Annotated in this window: 19 protein-coding genes; 5 read left to right on the top strand and 14 right to left on the bottom strand. The window is 56.2% G+C overall.

The genetic code is table 11. From position 1 onward, the window contains the following. Positions 1-9: 9 nt before the first annotated feature. From urtD to AK59_RS0121435, 6 genes are all read right to left on the bottom strand, one after another. Positions 10-807 (bottom strand): urea ABC transporter ATP-binding protein UrtD, encoded by a 798-nt coding sequence (gene urtD / locus AK59_RS0121410; RefSeq protein WP_020688611.1) that lies wholly within the window; start codon positions 805-807, stop codon positions 10-12. Continuing rightward, positions 807-1880 carry an urea ABC transporter permease subunit UrtC gene (gene urtC / locus AK59_RS0121415; RefSeq protein WP_029883788.1) on the bottom strand — a complete coding sequence of 358 codons (1074 nt, stop codon included), beginning with the start codon at positions 1878-1880 and terminating at the stop codon, positions 807-809. The genes urtD and urtC overlap by 1 nt, the downstream gene beginning before the upstream one ends. Next, complete coding sequence (gene urtB, locus AK59_RS0121420; RefSeq protein ID WP_029883789.1) at positions 1880-3454, bottom strand: urea ABC transporter permease subunit UrtB; 1575 nt, start codon at positions 3452-3454, stop codon at positions 1880-1882. Before urtB ends, urtC begins: the two co-directional genes overlap by 1 nt. 24 nt (positions 3455-3478) lie before the next feature. Further along, the gene (gene urtA, locus AK59_RS0121425) at positions 3479-4750 is read right to left on the bottom strand and encodes an urea ABC transporter substrate-binding protein (protein WP_013096636.1); all 1272 of its coding nucleotides are present in this window, start codon (positions 4748-4750) and stop codon (positions 3479-3481) included. Positions 4751-4950: 200 nt separating this feature from the next. After that, positions 4951-6054, bottom strand: coding sequence for a cobalamin-independent methionine synthase II family protein (locus AK59_RS0121430; RefSeq protein ID WP_020688608.1), 1104 nt, complete (start codon positions 6052-6054; stop codon positions 4951-4953). A gap of 156 nt (positions 6055-6210) precedes the next feature. Beyond that, the gene (locus AK59_RS0121435; RefSeq protein ID WP_020688607.1) at positions 6211-6624 is read right to left on the bottom strand and encodes a rhodanese-like domain-containing protein; all 414 of its coding nucleotides are present in this window, start codon (positions 6622-6624) and stop codon (positions 6211-6213) included. 73 nt (positions 6625-6697) lie between these two features. On the opposite strand from AK59_RS0121435, the gene ftrA reads away from it, so the two are divergent. Then, positions 6698-7699, top strand: a complete 1002-nt coding sequence (gene ftrA / locus AK59_RS0121440; RefSeq protein WP_029883790.1) for a transcriptional regulator FtrA — start codon at positions 6698-6700, stop codon at positions 7697-7699. Between the two features lie 158 nt (positions 7700-7857). Here the strand turns inward: ftrA and AK59_RS0121445 are convergent, their stop codons facing one another. Then, a complete protein-coding gene (locus AK59_RS0121445) occupies positions 7858-8220 on the bottom strand; it encodes a hypothetical protein (RefSeq protein ID WP_023619540.1) in 363 nt (120 codons plus the stop codon). 250 nt (positions 8221-8470) lie between these two features. On the opposite strand from AK59_RS0121445, the gene AK59_RS0121450 reads away from it, so the two are divergent. Continuing rightward, on the top strand, positions 8471-8701 hold the full coding sequence (locus tag AK59_RS0121450; protein ID WP_013096641.1) for a DUF2554 family protein: 231 nt from the start codon (positions 8471-8473) through the stop codon (positions 8699-8701). Here AK59_RS0121450 and AK59_RS0121455 read toward each other — a convergent pair whose 3' ends face one another. Both AK59_RS0121455 and AK59_RS0121460 read right to left on the bottom strand, forming a co-directional pair. Further along, the gene (locus AK59_RS0121455) at positions 8702-10666 is read right to left on the bottom strand and encodes a peptidase U32 family protein (RefSeq protein ID WP_029883791.1); all 1965 of its coding nucleotides are present in this window, start codon (positions 10664-10666) and stop codon (positions 8702-8704) included. A gap of 80 nt (positions 10667-10746) precedes the next feature. Beyond that, positions 10747-11274, bottom strand: a complete 528-nt coding sequence (locus tag AK59_RS0121460) for a helix-turn-helix domain-containing protein (RefSeq protein WP_013096643.1) — start codon at positions 11272-11274, stop codon at positions 10747-10749. Here AK59_RS0121460 and AK59_RS0121465 point away from each other — a divergent pair. Then, a complete protein-coding gene (locus AK59_RS0121465; protein ID WP_072007046.1) occupies positions 11273-12532 on the top strand; it encodes a benzoate/H(+) symporter BenE family transporter in 1260 nt (419 codons plus the stop codon). The two genes, AK59_RS0121460 and AK59_RS0121465, sit on opposite strands and share 2 nt — an antisense overlap. Here AK59_RS0121465 and AK59_RS0121470 read toward each other — a convergent pair. After that, positions 12512-13384 carry a helix-turn-helix domain-containing protein gene (locus AK59_RS0121470; protein WP_013096645.1) on the bottom strand — a complete coding sequence of 291 codons (873 nt, stop codon included), beginning with the start codon at positions 13382-13384 and terminating at the stop codon, positions 12512-12514. The two genes, AK59_RS0121465 and AK59_RS0121470, sit on opposite strands and share 21 nt — an antisense overlap. Before the next feature lie 175 nt (positions 13385-13559). On the opposite strand from AK59_RS0121470, the gene AK59_RS0121475 reads away from it, so the two are divergent. Next, complete coding sequence (locus AK59_RS0121475) at positions 13560-14456, top strand: DMT family transporter (RefSeq protein ID WP_029883793.1); 897 nt, start codon at positions 13560-13562, stop codon at positions 14454-14456. A 32-nt stretch (positions 14457-14488) separates the two neighbouring features. On the opposite strand, the gene AK59_RS0121480 is transcribed toward AK59_RS0121475, so the two are convergent. Next, the gene (locus AK59_RS0121480; protein ID WP_029883794.1) at positions 14489-15163 is read right to left on the bottom strand and encodes a DUF3313 domain-containing protein; all 675 of its coding nucleotides are present in this window, start codon (positions 15161-15163) and stop codon (positions 14489-14491) included. Between the two features lie 134 nt (positions 15164-15297). Further along, positions 15298-16893 (bottom strand): ABC transporter substrate-binding protein, encoded by a 1596-nt coding sequence (locus AK59_RS0121485; RefSeq protein ID WP_029883795.1) that lies wholly within the window; start codon positions 16891-16893, stop codon positions 15298-15300. Positions 16894-17003: 110 nt separating this feature from the next. Here AK59_RS0121485 and pepT point away from each other — a divergent pair, with 110 nt between their 5' ends. Then, the gene (pepT, locus tag AK59_RS0121490; RefSeq protein ID WP_029883796.1) at positions 17004-18233 is read left to right on the top strand and encodes a peptidase T; all 1230 of its coding nucleotides are present in this window, start codon (positions 17004-17006) and stop codon (positions 18231-18233) included. Here the strand turns inward: pepT and tehB are convergent. Further along, positions 18230-18823, bottom strand: coding sequence for a tellurite resistance methyltransferase TehB (gene tehB, locus AK59_RS0121495; protein ID WP_013096650.1), 594 nt, complete (start codon positions 18821-18823; stop codon positions 18230-18232). The genes pepT and tehB overlap by 4 nt on opposite strands. Next, a complete protein-coding gene (gene tehA, locus AK59_RS0121500; RefSeq protein WP_029883797.1) occupies positions 18823-19824 on the bottom strand; it encodes a dicarboxylate transporter/tellurite-resistance protein TehA in 1002 nt (333 codons plus the stop codon). Before tehA ends, tehB begins: the two co-directional genes overlap by 1 nt. Between the last annotated feature and the right edge of the window lie 36 nt (positions 19825-19860).

A 19860-nucleotide genomic window follows, 5' to 3' on the forward strand; every position in this document is an offset into this window, starting at 1 on the left:
CAAGGCTCCTTAGCGTCCCAGATAGACTTCAATTACCTGCTCGTTGGCCTGTACCTCGCGCAGCGAGCCTTCTGCCAGCACCTGTCCCTGATGCAGTACGGTCACGCGATCGGCAATGGTTTCAACAAACCCCATGTCATGTTCAACCACCATCAATGAGTGCTTGCCTGCCAGGGTCCGGAAAAGCTCGGCGGTGTACTCGGTCTCCGCGTCCGTCATCCCGGCGGCGGGTTCGTCCAGCAACAGCAGATGCGGATCCTGGACCAGCAGCATTCCGATCTCGAGGAACTGTTTTTGTCCGTGCGAAAGCAGTCCGGCGCGGCGGTCGCGTTCACCGGCGAGCCGCAGCAGGACCAGCATCTCATCAATACGATCGCGCTGTTCGCCGTTGATTTTGGCCCGCAGGCTTGCCCAGACGGACTTGTCGGTTTTCATGGCGATCTCAAGGTTTTCCCATACCGTCAGCGCCTCAAATACCGTCGGTTTCTGAAACTTGCGGCCAATCCCCTGGCGCGCAATGGCGGCTGGCTCAAGCTGGGTCAGATCTACCGACTGGTCATAAACGGCTTTACCGCTTTTTGGCCGCGTTTTGCCGGTGATCACGTCCATCAGCGTGGTTTTTCCCGCGCCGTTTGGGCCAATCACGCAGCGCAACTCGCCCACGCCGATGTTCAGCGTGAGATCCGTCAGCGCCTGAAACCCATCGAAGTTAACGTTGATCTTATCCAGCTGCAGCACCGGGTCCGTCTGCTCGCGATAGCGATCCCCGGGCAACTGGCGAGTGAATAATCCTTCGGCTGGCTGCATTATTTCTCTCCCTTACGAAACAGGCCGTAGACGCCGCGCGGTAAAAACAGCGTAACCGCGATAAAAATCAGCCCGAGAAACAGCTGCCAGTATTCCGGCATTGCGACGGTGAAGAAACTCTTCGCGCCGTTCACCAGCGCCGCGCCAATGACCGGGCCAACCAGCGTGCCGCGGCCGCCCAGCGCCACCCAGATGGCGGACTCAATGGAGTTGGTCGGCGACATTTCACCGGGGTTAATAATCCCGACCTGCGGCACATAGAGCGCTCCCGCCAGGCCACACAGCATGGCGGAAAGCGTCCATACCAGCAGCTTAAATCCCTTCGGATCGTAGCCGCAAAACGTCAGGCGGTTTTCAGCGTCGCGCACGGCGGTGAGAATACGGCCAAACTTGCTTCTGGCGAGGGCAAAGCCGATGCCAAGCGTGAGGAGCAGCAACATGACGGTCGCCAGAAACAGCGCGATACGTGTCGTGGTCGCGGTGATGGAGAACCCCAGCAACGTGGTAAAACCGGTAAAACCGTTATTGCCACCAAACCCGGTTTCGTTGCGAAAGAACAGCAACATTCCCGCGTACGTCAGGGCCTGCGTCATGATCGAGAAATAAACGCCTTTGATTTTTGAGCGAAAGGCAAACCAGCCAAACACCAGCGCCAGCAGCCCTGGCACCATCACAATCAGTACCAGCGCCCAGGCAAAGTGCTGGGTTCCCCACCAGAACCACGGCAGTTCACTCCAGGAGAGAAACGACATAAATGCGGGCAGCCCATCGCCTGCGGCCTCGCGCATCAGGTACATCCCCATGGCGTATCCGCCCAGGGCGAAGAAGATCCCGTGGCCCAGCGAGAGCATACCGGCATATCCCCATACCAGATCGAGCGCCACCGCAACGATGGCGTAGCACAGGATTTTGCCGAGCAGCGTCAGCATCCAGGTCGACAGCGCCAGCGGATGGGTGGCGGGCAACATCGCAAAGAACGGCAATATAAGCAAACACGCCACCAGCAGGCTGCCTGCAATCTGCGTTGTGCGTGGCGCTTTTCGCGCCAGTTTTAAGGTAAGTGGCTGGCTCATCAGTCAGTGACCCTCCCTTTCAGCGCAAACAATCCCTGCGGACGTTTCTGAATAAACAGAATAATGGCCACCAGAATGACGATTTTGCCCAGCACGGCCCCCATCTGCGGCTCAAGAATTTTGTTGAAGATCCCAAGGCCAAACGCCGCCGCCACGCTCCCCGCCAGCTGTCCGACGCCACCAAGAACCACCACCAGGAAGGAGTCGATAATGTAACCCTGGCCCAGTTCCGGCCCGACGTTGCCCAGCTGGGAGAGCGCCACGCCGCCTAAACCGGCGATGCCGGAGCCCAGACCAAACGCCAGCATATCGACACGCCCGGTCGGCACCCCGCAACAGGCCGCCATGCTGCGGTTTTGCGTTACCGCACGCACGTTCAGGCCGAGACGGGTTTTATTCAGGACCAGCCAGGTGAAGAACAGCACCATCAGCACAAAGCCCAATACCACAATGCGGTTCCACGGTAGCGTCAGGTTGGCAAACACCTGCACCCCGCCTGACAGCCAGGCCGGGTTTGCCACCTCCAGGTTTTGTGCGCCAAACGTCATGCGTACCAGCTGAATCAGCATCAGGCTGATACCCCAGGTGGCTAGTAATGTCTCCAGCGGACGACCGTAGAGATGGCGGATCACGGTGCGTTCAAGGATCATCCCGATGCCTGCGGTCAGGCAGAAGGCGACAGGCAGCGCGACGACCGGATACAGCGCCAGCCACTGAGGCGTGACGCTGGCCATGATCTGCTGAACCATCCACGTGGCGTACGCCCCAAGCATCAGCATCTCGCCGTGCGCCATGTTGATGACACCCAGCAGCCCATAGGTGATCGCCAGCCCCAGCGCCGCCAGCAGCAGGACCGAGCCCAGCGACAGCCCCATAAACGCCTGCCCGAGGAGATCGCCCCACATCAGACGGTGCTGGATTTGGCTCAGGCTCTCCCCGGCGGCGGCACGCACGCGGGCATCCGGTTCGGTTTGCGTCTGGGTATATGGCATGAGTCGGGATGGCACGTCCGGGTCGTCAGATTGCCCGAGCCGTTCAATAGCCTGAAGACGCACGTCAGCCTGTGGGCTGGCGAGCTGGAGATTAGCCAGCGCCAGCAGCAGCGACTGGCGCGCCACATCGTCCGTTTCACTGCTTACCCGCGTTTGCAGGAGGCCGATCATTTCCGGCTGCGCATCCCGCTGTAACTGGCGCGCGGCGGCACGCCGCTGCGTGACGTTGTCACTGATAAGCTGATGCGTAGCGTTGGCCGTGGCGGCCAGCACCCGCAGACGGTTGGTCAGGCGTACGGCTTTGGTTTGCCCTTCTGCAACAGGGGAATCTCCCAGCGCCACCATCTCGCCATTGCGTCGCGCAAAGGCATGTTTCTGGCTGTCGGCAAACAGATTTTCGTTTTGCAGCGCCTGCAGTAACGGCAGTCTTGCGGCATCCGGCGCGAGAGCCCAGCGGGTCAGCATCTCCGCCTGCTGGCTGCGGCTGGCGGCAACAAATTGATCGGCATCCGATGCCTGCGCCATCCCTGGCAGCAGCCCGGTAAGCCATACAATAGCGATCATCATGCGCATGGCGTTCATGACTTTTCTCCCTGCAGTAATGGCTTAGTTGCTGGCGGTCTTCATCGGCTGATCGGGCTTTTTATCATTCCCGGCGATGAACGGGCTCCACGGCTGGGCGCGTACCGGCTCTTCCGTCTGCCAGACCACGTTAAACTGGCCGTTACCTTCGATTTCACCGATCATGACCGGCTTATGCAGGTGATGGTTGGTGGCATCCATGGTGAGCGTAAAGCCGGAGGGTGCCTTAAAGGACTGTCCGGCCATGGCCGCGCGCACTTTATCCACGTCGGTGGTGCCTGCTTTCTCTACCGCCTGCGCCCACATGTGGATCCCAACATAGGTGGCTTCCATCGGGTCGTTGGTGACTACGGTATCGGCGTTAGGCAGCTTATGGGCTTTGGCATAGGCTTTATAGTCCGCCACGAAGGCCTGGTTGGTCGGGTTATCGACGGACTCGAAGTAGTTCCACGCGGCCAGGTTGCCGACCAGCGGTTTGGTGTCAATCCCGCGCAGCTCCTCTTCGCCAACGGAGAACGCCACCACCGGGACATCGGTTGCTTTCAGCCCCTGGTTAGCCAGTTCTTTGTAGAACGGGACGTTAGAATCGCCGTTGATGGTGGAGACCACCGCGGTTTTACCGCCTGCGGAGAATTTCTTGATGTTGGCGACGATGGTCTGGTAGTCACTGTGTCCGAACGGGGTGTAGACCTCTTCGATATCTTTGTCTTCCACGCCTTTGGAGTGCAGGAAGGCGCGCAGGATCTTGTTGGTGGTTCGCGGGTAGACGTAATCCGTGCCCAACAGGAAGAAGCGTTTAGCGCTACCGCCGTCTTCGCTCATCAGGTATTCCACCGCCGGAATGGCCTGCTGGTTTGGCGCCGCACCGGTATAGAAGACGTTCGGCGACATCTCTTCGCCTTCGTATTGCACCGGATAGAACAGCAGACCGTTCAGTTCCTCAAATACCGGCAGTACGGATTTACGTGACACCGAGGTCCAGCAGCCAAACACCACGGCCACTTTATCCTGGCTCAGCAGCTGACGCGCTTTTTCAGCAAACAGCGGCCAGTTAGAGGCCGGGTCAACCACCACTGGCTCCAGTTTTTTACCCAGCACCCCGCCTTTGGCGTTGATCTCGTCAATCGTCATCAGGGCGACATCTTTCAGGGGCGTTTCTGAGATCGCCATCGTGCCGGAGAGCGAATGCATAATCCCCACTTTGATGGTATCGGCCGCCTGTGCGCCAAAACTCATCCCCATAGCAACGACTGACGCAGACAACGCGAAGGCTTTTAATAATGTACGACGGTGCATATTTTCACTCCTGAAAAAGAACGCTGTGCGAAGACGTCCGTTACGGCATGGACGCGGAAAAATGTCTCAGCGAAACAGGAGCAAAAAGGATGCCAGGATGAATAACGTGCTATTGCAGGATGTGTAACGCGGGATGTAAAGAGAACGACTCAGAATGGTACAGCGCTGCACTTTTATAATGCAGCGCTGTGACGACGGGATTACCAGACTTCGCTGGCGATCTGCGTGACCAGACGCACTTTGTCCCACTGCTGGGCTTCACTCAGGGTGTTGCCCTCTTCGGTGGAGGCAAAACCGCACTGCGGGCTGAGGCAGATCTGCTCTTTTGCCACGTATCTGGCCGCCTCCTCCAGGCGCGCCTTCACCCCTTCAGGGTTTTCCAGCTCGCCATTTTTGGTGGTGATCAGCCCAAGTACCACCTGCTGCTTGCCCGGGCGGACAAAGCGCAGCGGTGCGAAATCACCGCTACGGTCATTGTCGTACTCCAGGAAGAAGGCATCGACGTTCACCGTGCCGAACAGCACCTGGGCCACCGGCTCATAACCGCCTTCGGAAATCCAGGTGGAGCGGAAGTTACCGCGACAGACATGCAGACCGATGGTCAAATCGTCTGGTTTTCCTTCCAGCGCCTTGTTCAGCACGCGGGCATAGGTACGCGCCAGCTCATCGGCATCTTCCCCGCGCTCGCGGATCTGACGACGCTGGTCATCCGAACAGAGGTAGGCCCAGACGGTATCATCCAGTTGCAGATAGCGACAGCCTGCATCATAAAATGCCCGGATGGCGTCGCGCCAGGTGGTGGCCAGATCGTCAAAATAGTCATTCAGATCAGGATAGACCGTCGCATCGATGTCTTTGCGACCGCCACGGAAGTGCAGCACGCTCGGGCTGGGAATGGTCATTTTTGGCTGCGCGTTGCCGCTGATGCTTTTCAGATAGCGGAAGTCTTCCAGCATCGGATGATCGCCAAAGCCCAGCTTGCCGGTGACGCGCACGCCGTGCGCTTTGGTCTGCACGCCGTTGAACTGAATGCCCTGCTGTGAATCGTAACGCTCAACCCCCTGCAGACCATCGAAGAAATCGAAGTGCCACCAGGCGCGACGGAACTCACCGTCGGTGACCACGTGCAGGCCGCAGGCGCACTGCTGTTCGACCACCTGGCGGATCGCGTCATCTTCCACCGCGCGAAGCTGCCCGGCATCAATCTCACCGCGGGCAAACTGCTGGCGAGCCAGTTTGATGGCATCCGGGCGTAAAAAACTGCCGACTACATCGGCGCGGTATGGTGCGTGCTGTCGCTGCATGGAAATCTCCTCTGTCTGCCGGCGATAATTGCCAGCAGTGATAATTCATCTCTTGAAGTTTTAGACTTCTGGATGTCTAAATGTCCAAAAAAGATGACATACCTGCTGTATCCCGGCAAACGAGAAAATTTCACGACAGTTGAAATTTATTCATGTTCACAGCACGGCAGCGGTTTCGCTACTGGCGAACGCGTACTGTTCGTCCTCCCAGCCGGTGATGCCGCCAATCATGATTTTCACGGGCAGTCCGAGACGCGCCAGCTTCAGCGCGGCTCTGTCCGCGCCGTTACAGTGCGGCCCCGCGCAGTACACCACGAACAGCGTATCGGCCGGCCACTGCGCCATGCGCGCCTCGGTGATCTGGCTCCAGGGCATATGTATCGCGCCGGGCACATGACGACGGGCAAACTGCTCAGGTTTCCCGACAACATGCAGCAACACAAAGTCCTGCTCGTTATTCGTCAGCGCATGGTGCACATCGGCACAGTCCGTTTCGACGCTCAGGCGACGCAGAAAATGGGTAACGGCTTCCTGCGGCTCGGCAGCCGGAAATTCAGTAACATAACTCATGATCCTTCCTCATCTTTGGCGTTTGTGTTAACACTACTCTATCCAGAAATTGATCACGTGAATGCGTCCGCTTATGCCAGAAAACAGCAAAAAGATGACAAACTTAAGACAGGTTTCCCGCCCGCAGGTGGTGGTACTGGCCTATGACGGTTTGTGTACCTTTGAATTTGGCGTGGCGGTGGAAATCTTCGGTTTGCCACGTCCCGAGCTGGGCGACGAATGGTATCGTTTTGCGGTGGCGGGCATTGATGACGGTGAGCTTCGGGCAACCGGTGGGATCCGCATCCTGACCGACGGGGGGCTTGATCTGCTGGAATCGGCAGACCTGATCGTTGTGCCGGGCTGGCGAGGGATGGATGCGCCTGTTCCCGCGGCGCTCTGCGAGGCCTTACGCCGGGCCAATGCGCGCGGTTGCCAGCTGCTTTCTATCTGTTCCGGGGTGTTTGTTCTGGCCGCGTCGGGTCTGCTGAACGGGCGTAAAGCCACCACCCACTGGCGCTATATTGAGGCGCTGAAAGCCCGTTATCCGGCGATCGGCGTGGTCGAGGATGTGTTGTATCAGGATGAAGGCGATATTCTGACCTCTGCGGGAAGCGCGGCAGGCATCGATCTCTGTTTGCACGTGGTGCGACGGGATTACGGTATGGAAACCGCCAACAGCGTCGCGCGCCGTCTGGTGATCCCTCCCCACCGGGATGGCTCCCAGCCGCAGCAGTTGAGTCGCCCGGTGGCACAGCTGCGGGAGAGCCAGCGTCTGGGACAGTTGTTCGACTTCCTGCACAATCACCTGAGCGTTTCTCACAGCGTGGATTCGCTGGCGCGTCGCGTCGGCATGAGCCAGCGCACCTTTCTGCGCCGCTTTCAGGCTGCCACAGGCACCACGCCTGCGCGCTGGCTGCTAAATGAACGACTCCTGCGGGCAAAAGATTATCTTGAGAGCAGCCGTCTCAGCATCGACAGCATTGCTGAACAAACCGGATTTGGACAGGCAGCGACCCTGCGTCACCATTTCCGCCAGCAGTTCGCGCTTTCCCCTGCCCAGTACCGTAAACAGTTTGCCCGCCCGCCACGCTGATGGCCGGTTCGCAGGCAAAAAAAAACCGCCATAATCTGGCGGTAAATGCTTGCATGGATAGATTTGTATTTTCATGTCTACGTCCCGACACTCCATGCCGGGCAGCGGATCAATAACAACCTAACATGCCTGAACTCAACAAAAGCTAAACAGAGCCATTAACCCGCTTTGGTATTAATTTGCAGGTAGCGCATCAGGCCCTGTTCCGCGCTCTGTTTTGCATCATCGTTAATCGCTTCCAGATAGAATGGACGCGAGACGCCATACGGTGCTTTATCTGCTGAAAAAACAGCAAACTGAAATGTTTTACTTTTCGACGGATTGGTACACCCTAATTCCCAACGCTCGTCATCAATTTGCTTGCTATTACATGCCACGCGTCCGTAGTCGCTGGTTAAATAAGAACCGACCCGAGCTTCCGCTGACTGAATATAATCCGGTTCGCCACTCCAGTTAACGTTCATACCTACAACAGCCCCAACGGCAACCACCAGAAGCGCTATTGACATGACTTTTTTCATTGAATCAGATCCATTCCTTTGTCAGAGAAATCTTATTATATAAGATTAATCCTTAAACCTCTGCCATATTTTGATACCAAATTTTAGGGTATGACAAAGATAATTCTTTTTTAAGAAAAATCTCACTACGCGCAAAATATATCCTGTTCGCGCAACATGACATATTCTTTGCGCTAATTTGAAAATGCCAATAATAACCCTACGAAACTACGTTCATGCTAGCGTGGCATTTTTATTGAAGGGGAAGTCCATGTTCAAAAAGGGGTTAACGCTTATGATGCTGGTCTGCGCCCTGTTTTCCGGCCAGCTGATGGCAGGACACAAAGGCCATGAATATTTGTGGGTTAAGAATGTTGATCATCAACTCCGGCACGAGGCAGACAGTGATGAATTACGCAGCGCAGCGGAGGAATCAGCAGAGGGTTTGCGCGAACATCACCTGTGGCAAAAATCGCGCAAACCGGGTACTCACTTTCGTTAATTAATTACCCTTACGTTTCGGCAGGGTTTTCATCAGTTCGTCGGGGCTCACGGAGGCAACAATACGGCCCGGTGGCGGCATTTTGAAAATATGGTTTTTCATTTTGCCAATAACGTGCATTTCACACGGACGACAATCAAATTTGAGGGTCAGCACCTCGTCGCCATTCACCAGCTGCATTGGCGTAGCTTTCCAGCTCTTAATATTGCCTTTCGCCTGTTTCGGGCAAAGATTAAAGGCAAAACGCAGACAATGTTTGGTGATCATCACCGGCACATCACCCTTCTCTTCGTGCGCCTCATAGGCAGCATCAATTAACTGCACGCCGTGGCGATGATAAAACTCGCGCGCTTTATGGTTATACACGTTCGCCAGGAACGATAAATGCGACTCGGGGTAAACGGGCGCTGGCACGGTTTCCGCCTTACGGCTGCCGCGGGGATAATTCGCCAGTCGCGCGTCATCCAGCATCTCTGCCGTTTCCCGGCGGAACTGGTTCAGCAGACTATTTGGCACGAACAGCGCATCCGGCAGATTTACCGCAATGTTGCGCGCATAGTAAATGGTCTGTCCCAGCTTCGCCACGCCATCCTTCAGGCTGTTGAGGGCTTTTTCTGCATTGTTCGCCACCTCAAGCAGACCGTCGAGAGTATGCGTGACGCTGATGCCGTCTTCACAGGTCATGGTCAGGATCAACTGCTCTTCCCAGCCACCTAACTCGATATCCACCGCAATGCGACGCTCGCTGGAGGTTTTCAGCAGCGCCTGCTGCCAGTTGTGGTCAAGGTTACGGTTCAGCGCGGCGTTAGGACGTGCTTTATAGAGATCGGCAGGCATCTCGTTTGGCCAGACGCGATAGCGGTTTTCACCAGTCTTTTCCACCGTATTAGCACGGAAGCCCACGACTTCACGTTTGATCATCACGTTCAGACCATCCCCGTTCGCCAGCGGTTCGGTCACCGACACGTCGAGATAATCTTTGGCGACCTTCAGCACTTCACCCACCGGTAAACCGATAAACTTCGGTGAATCAAACGCGCCAATATCGCCTTTACGGGCATTGACGAAGTAGTCCGTGCTGCCGCGGTGGAAGGTTTTATCCGTCGACGGAATAAAGAAATGCTCGGTGCGACCGGCAGACGCGCGCGCCAGGTCACCGCGATCTTCAATAATGGCGTCCAGCATCTGACGATAATGGGCGGTAATGTTCTTCACGTAGCTCATGTCTTTGTAGCGCCCTTCAATCTTGAAGGAACGCACACCGGCATCAATCAGTGCGCCCAGGTTGGCGGTTTGATCGTTGTCCTTCATGGACAGCAGGTGTTTTTCGAAGGCGACCACGCGGCCCTGATCGTCTTTCAGGGTATACGGCAGACGGCATGCCTGAGAGCAGTCTCCGCGGTTGGCGCTGCGGCCAGTCTGCGCGTGGGAGATATTGCACTGCCCGGAATACGCCACGCACAGCGCACCGTGGATAAAGAACTCAATGGTGGCATCCGTCGCCTGGTGAATATCGCGGATTTGATTCAGGTTCAGCTCGCGCGCCAGCACGATCTGGGAAAAGCCCGCATCGGAGAGAAACTTCGCCTTCTCGACGGTGCGAATATCGCACTGGGTACTGGCGTGCAGTTCAATTGGCGGAATATCCAGCTCCAGTACGCCCATGTCCTGAACAATCAGGGCATCCACGCCGGTCTGGTAGAGATCGGTGATCAGACGTTGCGCAGGCTCCAGTTCATCATCATGCAGTATGGTGTTCAGGGTCACGAACACTTTCGCCCCAAAACGGTGGGCGAACGGCACCAGCTCGGCAATATCGCTCAGGCTGTTGCTGGCGTTATGGCGGGCACCGAAGCCAGGACCGCCAATGTAGACGGCATCAGCCCCATGAAGGATCGCTTCACGGGCGATGGCGGCATCGCGGGCCGGGCTTAAAAGTTCAAGATGATGGGATTGCAGGCGCATACTTCGTCGTTATCCGTTATGGTCAAAATGGCGGCTATTGTAGTCAGAAGTATGCATCAGCGAAACAGTTTTGCGAGCCTTTAGCGGGGATAATGAATCAGGGAGTGAAAATGCACCGGTCGGCTGCTGCTGTTGCGGTAGGCATGCGGTTTATCCCCGGCAAAACGCACGCCCTGATCGGGGTAAAGGGTTCGCCATTCGCCGTCAATTTTCATCTCCAGTTCACCGCTTATTACCACCACGTGTTCAATCACTCCCGCCTCGTGCGGCGTGGATTCACTCAGTGCGCCGGGCGCCAGGATGATGGAGAAATGATCGAACTTCAGCGTCTCATCCCACGGGAACAGCGGTTTCACCACCATCGCCTGCTGCTGCGGGTCGAACACCGCCTGCCGGTCTGCCTCCGGCGTGATAAACGCCGAGAACGGGACGTTTAGCCCCGTGGCAATTTTCCACAGCGTCGACACCGTTGGGCTGGATTCATTACGCTCGATCTGTCCCAGCATGGCTTTTGACACCCCCGTCTCTTCTGCCAGCTTTGACAGGCTCCAGCCGCGCGCCTGGCGCTGCGTCTTGAGTGTTGTAGCAAGATGTTGTGTGATTTCCATGTTTCCTCCCGAGGGGGTAAGCATACCACTTGTACGCTATAACGCACAGTGCTACCTTATTGCGGACGTTATAACGCACAACGGAGATATTATGCGCCAGTCAGCCCCTCTTTTTCCCGCCATTCTTGCCGGATTTGTTGCCGTTCTGGTCGGTTATGCCAGCTCGGCCGCCATCATCTGGCAGGCTGCTGCTGCCGCAGGTGCCAGCGCACAGCAGATCGCCGGCTGGATGACCGCACTGGGGTTCGGCATGGGGATCAGTACGCTCGCCCTGTCATGGTGGTATAAAGCCCCGGTGCTCACCGCCTGGTCAACCCCCGGCGCGGCGCTGCTGGCTACCAGTCTGCACGGGATAACGCTTGCAGAAACCATCGGCATTTTCATTTTCGCCAATGGGCTGATCTTACTGTGCGGCCTGACCGGACTCTTCGCCCGCCTGATGAAGCTTATTCCCCATTCGCTTGCCGCCGCGATGCTGGCAGGCGTATTGCTGCGCTTTGGCCTGCAGACGTTCAGTCACCTCGACGGCCATTTTCTGCTGTGCGGCAGCATGATTGCGGCATGGCTGGTCGCCAAAGCGCTGGCGCCACGCTACGCCATTGTGGCGACTCTGATAACAGGGAGCGTGGTGGCCTGGGCGGGCGGTGACGTTGTCACAAACCGACTCACCCTTTCCCTCGTCATGCCCCAGTTCATTGCACCTGCGTTTAACCTCACCAGCCTGGTCAGTATCGGCTTGCCCTTTTTCCTCGTGACCATGGCGTCGCAAAATGCGCCCGGTGTCGCCACGATGAAAGCGTCGGGCTATCCACTAGCGGTATCTCCACTGATGATCGCGACCGGCGGGCTGGCGCTGCTGCTTTCGCCCTTCGGCGTCTACTCCATCTGCATTGCAGCCATTACCGCAGCCATTTGCCAGAGCCCGGATGCGCATCCGGATGCCAGTAAACGCTGGCTGGCAGCGATGGCGGCAGGCGGTTTTTATCTGCTGGCGGGCGTATTCGGGGGATCCCTTACCGGGCTGATGGCGGCCCTGCCGCCGAGTTGGATCCAGACGCTGGCAGGCCTGGCGCTGCTGGGCACCATCAGCGGGAGTTTGTATCAGGCATTGCATAACGAAACGGAGCGTGACGCGGCGATTGTCACGTTTCTGATGACCGCCAGCGGCGTGACGCTGCTCGGGATTGGCTCTGCATTCTGGGGGCTGGTGCTGGGAGGCGTGTGCTTCGCCGTTTTATCACGCTTTCGCCGCGCGTAGCTGTGAAGGCGTCATCCCCATCACGCTGCGAAAGCGGTTGCTGAAGTGGCTGGCGGAGTTGAATCCACAGGCGAGTGCAATATCCGTCAGCGGCGTCGCCGTATGCTGCACCAGCGTTTTGGCTTTCTCCATGCGGCGCTGCATCACGTACTGGTGCGGTGCCAGCCCCGTCGACTGACGGAACATGCGGGCAAAATGGTACTCACTGAGCGCGGCCTGCGCCGCCAGTTCAGCCAGCGTGAGCGGTTGAGCAAGGTTCTCTTCGATAAAGGCCAGCACGTTGCGCAGTACAAACGGCGATAGCCCGCCGGTGACCACCGGCAGCTTCCACTGCACATTCGAATAGTTCTGCAGCAGATGGGTCAGCAGCAGCGTCGAGGCCGTGCTGAGCGTCAGCTGGTTGGCTTTTTGCTGCCAGTCACAGCCGAGCAAAAACTGACGATAGAGCGCAGTGATTTTTGCATCGCTGCCAAAGATTTTTTCATCCAGCGTCAACGACAGCGGGCGTTTGTCCCAGATTTTTTCACCCACATCGCGCAGATGGTCATCGGTGCAGTAGAGGTGGACAAACGACAGGTCATCGCGAATATCCCACGTCGACTCACTCTCTTTCGGCATCAGACAAAAACGATCCGGCCCGCCGCCGTTTTTCCAGCCGCCCGGCGTTTTTTGATAGCTCTCATAACCGTCCGCCACGTACAGGCTCAGGGTGTGATGATTGCTTTTTACGGTGATCGTGTCGCGCTTGTTGTACCACGCCGCCAGCTGGATACCGGAATTGAGCGCAACGGTTTCCCGCAGCACGGCGTTCTGTTGGCGGAGCGTTTCAAAGGTATCGTAAGCGTGTGACATAACCGTTAGCGCGTCTGTGAATCAGAATGTCAGTCTAAGAATTGTTGTCTTCCGTTGCCAGACCCCGGAACAGAAAAAAGCGCAAGATTTTGCAAGTCCGCCGCAGGACGGTGAAAGCCTGTCAACGCTCTCGTCGCCATACTGTGGGTTTCCGTGGTTTGAGAAGAGAGACAACATGAACGCATTGTTATACGGACTGGTGGTGGTTATCTGGGGAACCACCTGGATTGCAATTTTCCTGCAGCAGGGTCCTGTGGCGGCCCCGGTGTCCATTTTCTGGCGTTTTGCGCTGGCCAGCGCCACGATGATGGTGGTGCTCCTGGCGCTTGGCCGCCTGCGTAAACTGGCGCTGCGGGATCATCTGTTCTGCGTGCTGCAAGGATGCTGCGTGTTTTGCTTCAACTTCTGGTGCTTTTACACGGCAGCGGCGCATATTAACACTGGCCTGGAGTCGGTGATATTTTCCATGGCGGTGCTCTATAACGCCATCAACAGTTTTATTTTCTTCGGACAGCGTCCACCCGCGCGTTTCTGGACAGCCGCCGCCCTGGGTCTGGTGGGGATCATCACCCTCTTCTGGGACGATCTGCTGGCCAGCGGCTGGAGCGTATCGCTGCTGACGGGCATTGGCCTTTCCGCACTCGGGACCTACGGCTTCTCGCTGGGCAACATGATCAGCATGCGGCATCAGCGCAGAGGGCTAGAGACGATGACCTCCAATGCGTGGGCGATGCTCTACGGCACGCTGGTGATGGGCTGCATCGCGCTGTTCAGAGGCGACAGCTTCGCGCCGCAATGGACGATGAGCTACATGGGAGCGCTGGTCTATCTGGCCCTGTTTGGTTCGGTGATTGCCTTTGGCGCCTACTTCACCCTGGTCGGACGCATTGGTCCGGGCAAAGCGGCCTACAGTACGCTGCTCTTCCCGCTGGTGGCGCTGTCCATCTCCACCGTGTATGAAGGCTACGTCTGGCACATTAACGGCATTATCGGGTTACTGCTGATTCTGGGCGGGAATATGGTGATGTTTACCAGACCGGAAACCTGGTTCAGACGCCTGCGTACGGCATAAAAAAACGGCCTGCGCGTGCAGGCCGTATATGATTATTTCGCTGTTTTATGCACATCAAACATGGTGGCGTCCGTCGCCATGTCATCAACAACCTGCTTCAGCGTCGCGAAGGTCATTGGCGTATTTTCGTTGCTCAGCTCTTTGCCTTCACCTTTACGAACAACCTTGATTACCGGTTTGTTCGTCGCCGCATCAATCAACTCACCTTCGAAAAAGAGATGGGTATCCATGGTGCGATGGCCGGTTGCCATCTGCGTACCTGCCACCACCAGCGCAACAGGCACCACTTCATAGAACTGCAGACCTTCTTTCTGCGAGCTCACCCCGGTGATCGCCCCGCGGAAAATCAGGCTGTGTTTGCCCGGCGTCGTCACAATTGGCTTGCGTTGGCCAATCGCGGTTTTCATTTTGTTATTGGTGTAATTTAACAGCTCATCAAGCGTACGTTGACCAATCTGGGTGGTCGGTTTAGGTGCCGGATAATAGGTAATCGGCGTCCAGATGATACTGTCGTAATTTGCTTCGTTATAAGAAGGATCGACCCAACGCAGGGTTGGTTTACCCGTTGCGGATGTCGTTTGCTGCAAGCCTGAGTAATCTTTCAAAAAGCCGGAGTATTGTTCAGGCGCGGCGACCTTGGATGAACACCCCGCCAGCGCCAACAGACCAGAAAGCACTGCAACTTTAAAAAAAGTGTGAGTACGCATGATGGTTTTCCATGTTATCTGCAAGTATGCATTTGAAGTTATAGCAAAAGTCAGGCGGGTTTGTTGTGACAAAAAATGATGCCGGGAGCACAATTTGCGAAAAGTCTGCCCGCCATGCTACGGGCAGTGGAAAATCATGGTTTGACATCAACCTGCCAGAAGATATGTTTGCCAAACGGGTCGATTTCGTACCCCGTGACTTCCTTACGAACCGGTTCAAAAATCGTGGAATGGGCGATCATCACCGCGGGCATCTGATCGTGCATCATCTGCTGAGCCTGCTTATACAGCGCCACGCGTTTGTCATGATCGGTTATCGATTTTGCCTCGGCGATGATGTCATCAAACGGCTTGTAGCACCATTTGGCCGAGTTTGAACCGCCGTTCGCCGAGGTGCAGGTAAAGAGCGGACCAAAGAAGTTGTCCGGATCGCCGGTCGCCGTAGTCCAGCCCATCAGCGCGGCCTGATGCTCGCCGCCCTTCACCCGCTTCAGGTACTCGCCCCATTCGTAGGTGACGATTTTGGTCTGCACACCCACCTTCGCCCAGTCCGCCTGAATCATCTCCGCCATGCGTTTCGCATTCGGGTTATAGGGGCGCTGCACCGGCATCGCCCATAAATCGATGCTGATACCGTTGGCAAAACCGGCCTCTTTTAACAGCGCTTTGGCTTTTTCGGGATCGTATTCGTAATCCTTCAGCTCGCTGTCGGCCCCCCATACCCCCGGCGGCAGCAGGTTCTTCGCCGCCGTGCCAGTGCCGTGGAACACGGCGTCAATAATGGCTGGTTTGTTGATGGCCATCGCCAGCGCCTGGCGCACTTTCACATTATCCAGCGGAGGCTTCTGGGTATTGAACGCCAGGAAGCCGGTATTCAGCCCCGCCTTGCTCATGAGATTGATATCCTTGTTCGCCTTCATCCGCGGCAGATCGGCCGGGTTCGGGAACGGCATCACCTGACATTCGTTTTTCTCGATTTTGGCAAAACGGACCGATGCATCCGGCGTAATGGTAAACACCAGCCGATCCAGCTTCGATTTCCCCTGCCAGTAGTCCGGGAAGGCGGTGAACAGGATGCGGGAGTCTTTCTGATATTGCGCCAGCTTAAAGGGGCCGGTGCCGATGGGCTCCATGTCCACCTTCTCCGGCGTGCCCGCCTTGAGCATCGCGTCGGCATATTCCGCCGAAAGAATGGAGGCAAAATACCACGCCAGATCGGCGACAAATGGCGCTTCCGGGTGCGCCAGAGTAAAGCGCACGGTATGCTCATCCACTTTATCAATCGCGGTGATTAAACTGCCAAACTCCAGACTTTCAAAGTTGGAATAGCTGCCGTTAGAGACGTTATGGTACGGATGATTAACATCCTTCTGGCGCATAAACGAGAAGATCACATCATCGGCATTAAAGTCGCGCGTTGGCGTAAAGGACTTATTGCTCTGGAATTTCACCCCTTTGCGCAGATGGAAGGTATAGACCTTGCCGTCTTCGCTCACCTCCCAGCGCTCCGCAAGGCTCGGCACCAGCTCCGTGGTGCCAGGTTTGAAATCGACCAACCGGTTATAGACCGGCACCGCGCTGGCGTCCACGCTGGTACCCGAGGTATATAACTGAGGATTAAAATTTTCCGGAGACCCTTCGGAGCAATACACCAGCGTTTTCGCGGCTACGGTGGAACTGACCGTGAGCGCGGCGAGTGCCAGGGTTAACGTTGTGAGTTTGCTTTTCATCATTTATTCCTGTCTTTTAATTCGACGGCTAATTAATTCTTTTGCCATTTCATAAATAACATTAAAGTGAGGGAGCAAACACCCGAAAAATAAATAAGGAAGAAAACACTATGGGCTCGCCGCTTTCCAGACAATTAACGCAACGCTTTTTCCGTTATCTCGCCATCACCAGCCAGAGCGATGCAAAAGTCAGCACTCTCCCTTCCACTCCGGGCCAGCATGAGATGGCGCGAGAACTGGCCAAAGAGTTGACACAGCTGGGCTTAGACGACATTGTCATCGATGAATTTGCCACGGTCACCGCGGTAAAAAAAGGCAATGTGCCCGGCGCGCCGCGGATTGGATTTATTACCCATATTGATACCGTTGACGTGGGATTATCACCGGATATTCATCCACAAATATTAACCTTTAATGGTGAAGACCTCTGTCTGAATAAAGAGAAAGATATCTGGCTTCGCGTCAATGAGCACCCGGAAATTCTGGCCTATCCCGACGAAGAGATTATTTTCAGCGATGGAACCAGCGTATTAGGCGCAGATAATAAAGCCGCCGTGACCGTGGTGATGACCCTGCTGGAAAACCTGACGTCGGCGCATCAGCATGGGGATATCGTGGTTGCGTTTGTGCCGGATGAGGAGATTGGCCTGAAGGGGGCAAAAGCGCTGGATCTGAAGCGCTTCGACGTTGATTTTGCCTGGACGATTGACTGCTGTGAGCTGGGTGAAATTGTCTATGAAAACTTTAACGCGGCGGCGGCAGAAATCCGTTTTACCGGCGTCACCGCGCACCCCATGTCTGCCAAAGGCGTGCTGGTGAACCCGCTGCTGATGGCGACGGATTTTATTAACCATTTTGACCGCCAGCAAACCCCGGAGTGCACCGAGGGGCGTGAGGGCTATATCTGGTTCAACGGCATTCAGGCCGGGCAAAACGAGGCCATACTGAGAGCGAATATCCGCGACTTCGATCAGGCAAGCTTTACCGCCCGTAAGCAGCAGATTGCCGACGTCGCGGCGCTGATTGCCGCCCGACACCCCACCGCAAAGGTGGAGTACCAGATTGAGGATACCTACAGCAATATCAGCAATGCGATTGGGGAAGATCGCCGGGCCATTGACCTGATGTTTGCGGCAATGGAATCCCTTCGCATCACCCCCAAACCCACCCCGATGCGCGGCGGAACAGACGGCGCGGCGCTTTCAGCCAAAGGGTTGTTAACCCCGAACTTCTTCACCGGCGCGCACAATTTCCACTCACGGTTTGAGTTTCTGCCGCTGTCGTCGTTCGAGGCCTCTTACCACACTGCCCTGCAGCTCTGTCTGCTGGCCGCCCGTTAAGCGGGTTTACGTGCCAGCAGGGTCGCGAAGCGCAATTTGATGCGGTTGCCGTTCTCGTCGGTGCGATGCAGTTCGCCGGGATCTTCGTTGTACTTAAGCAGATCCCAGCCTTCGTAATAGTGGCTCAGTTCGCCGGTTTTGAATGCAAACGGGAAGCCGACGGTACAAGGATAATCCGCAGTATCCATGGCGGCCACAATCAGGTTGTAACCGCCCGGTTTCGTGCAGCGCTGCATATTGGCGATCAAACCAGGGATGGTTTTCGCTTCAAGGAACATCAGCACCACGGTGGAGAGAATGAAATCGTATTCCCCGTCAAAGCTCAGGCTGTTCAGGTCTTTGATCGCCGTCTGCAGATTCGCTATCCCTTCCGCCGCTTTAATGCGTTCGATGTTATCGATGCTCATGGGGTTTTTATCCCACGCCGTCACATCGTAACCGTTAGCGGCCAGGTAGAGGCTGTTGCGGCCATTGCCGCAGCCGAGATCGAGCGTTTTACCGGGCTTAACGATCTCTGCGCTGTACAGCACCTCTGAATGGGTACGGGTGAGTCCATATTTCTCGGTGAAGTAGTTTTCGTCGACAGCCATTATTGTTCCTCAGATTGCATAAGCCGTGCTTTCTCAGTGCGCACCAGAAGTTTGCCCTGTATCAGCAGGATGAATGTACGAACCAACAGCATCCCAATGATGAAGTTAGTGAAGATAAAGAGCGGCACGGCAATGGCGTGGAAAAAGCCTGACGCGCTGCTGTGCCCCAGATGCAGACCGGTGGTTGCCAGTGCCGACACGCCAAACGAGAAGCTCCAGAACGATGCGTTAAACGGCTGGGACATGTACCACGGCAACAGACGCAACATAAACAGCAGTTGCAACAGGCCATAACCGAACAGCATTTTGGCAAAGGTATCGGCTTCCCCACCGTTGACGCTAATCCAGGCGCTACAGGCAACCAGCGCCGGGGCCAGTTGAATACCCAGCGACGTACGCAGTGCGGTGGGCAGTTCACCCGCGCTGCGAAGGCGCTGGAGAATAACCGGTTCCAGGCTGAGCCAGGAAAAGACGCCTGCGCCGAGGAAGACTAACCCTGCATCGTTAAACCCCAGCGCACCACACGCCATCGCGCTGATAAAATTGTTTGCCACCGTAGGCAGATATAACCCCGGCGTTGTCGCCTCCTGAGGATGGTTACCGCGCCATAGCCCGGCGCTTTGCCAGGCGGAATAGGCAAGCTGCACCACCACGCCCACGGCAAATAACACCAGCGAAACCGGGCGGTACCAGGGGACAAACCCAATGGCAACCAGCATCGTGGTGGCCGGAAAAAGGCTGACAAAGCTGCTCATCACCGGGTGTCGCATTTCCGCCAGCACGCTACGCGGGAAACGCACCGCGCGCGTAATAAACGCCACCGTCAGTAAAAACCAACATACCACCGCAAGGGCAACCAACCCCTCACCCGGCCAGCGCGTAACTGGCCAGAGGGTGCTGGCGTATCGCCAGGCGAACCCCATGCCGATGATGCCAAGGACCATGCCAAAATAACCTGCGGGCAGGTTAAGTACCTGCCTGGTTTCGTCATTTTTATTCATTAATTTTAAATTTTAAAATGTATTTGAAATGCCATT

This window comes from Enterobacter sp. T1-1 (assembly GCF_000710795.1).
Taxonomy (GTDB): Bacteria; Pseudomonadota; Gammaproteobacteria; order Enterobacterales; family Enterobacteriaceae; genus Enterobacter; species Enterobacter cloacae.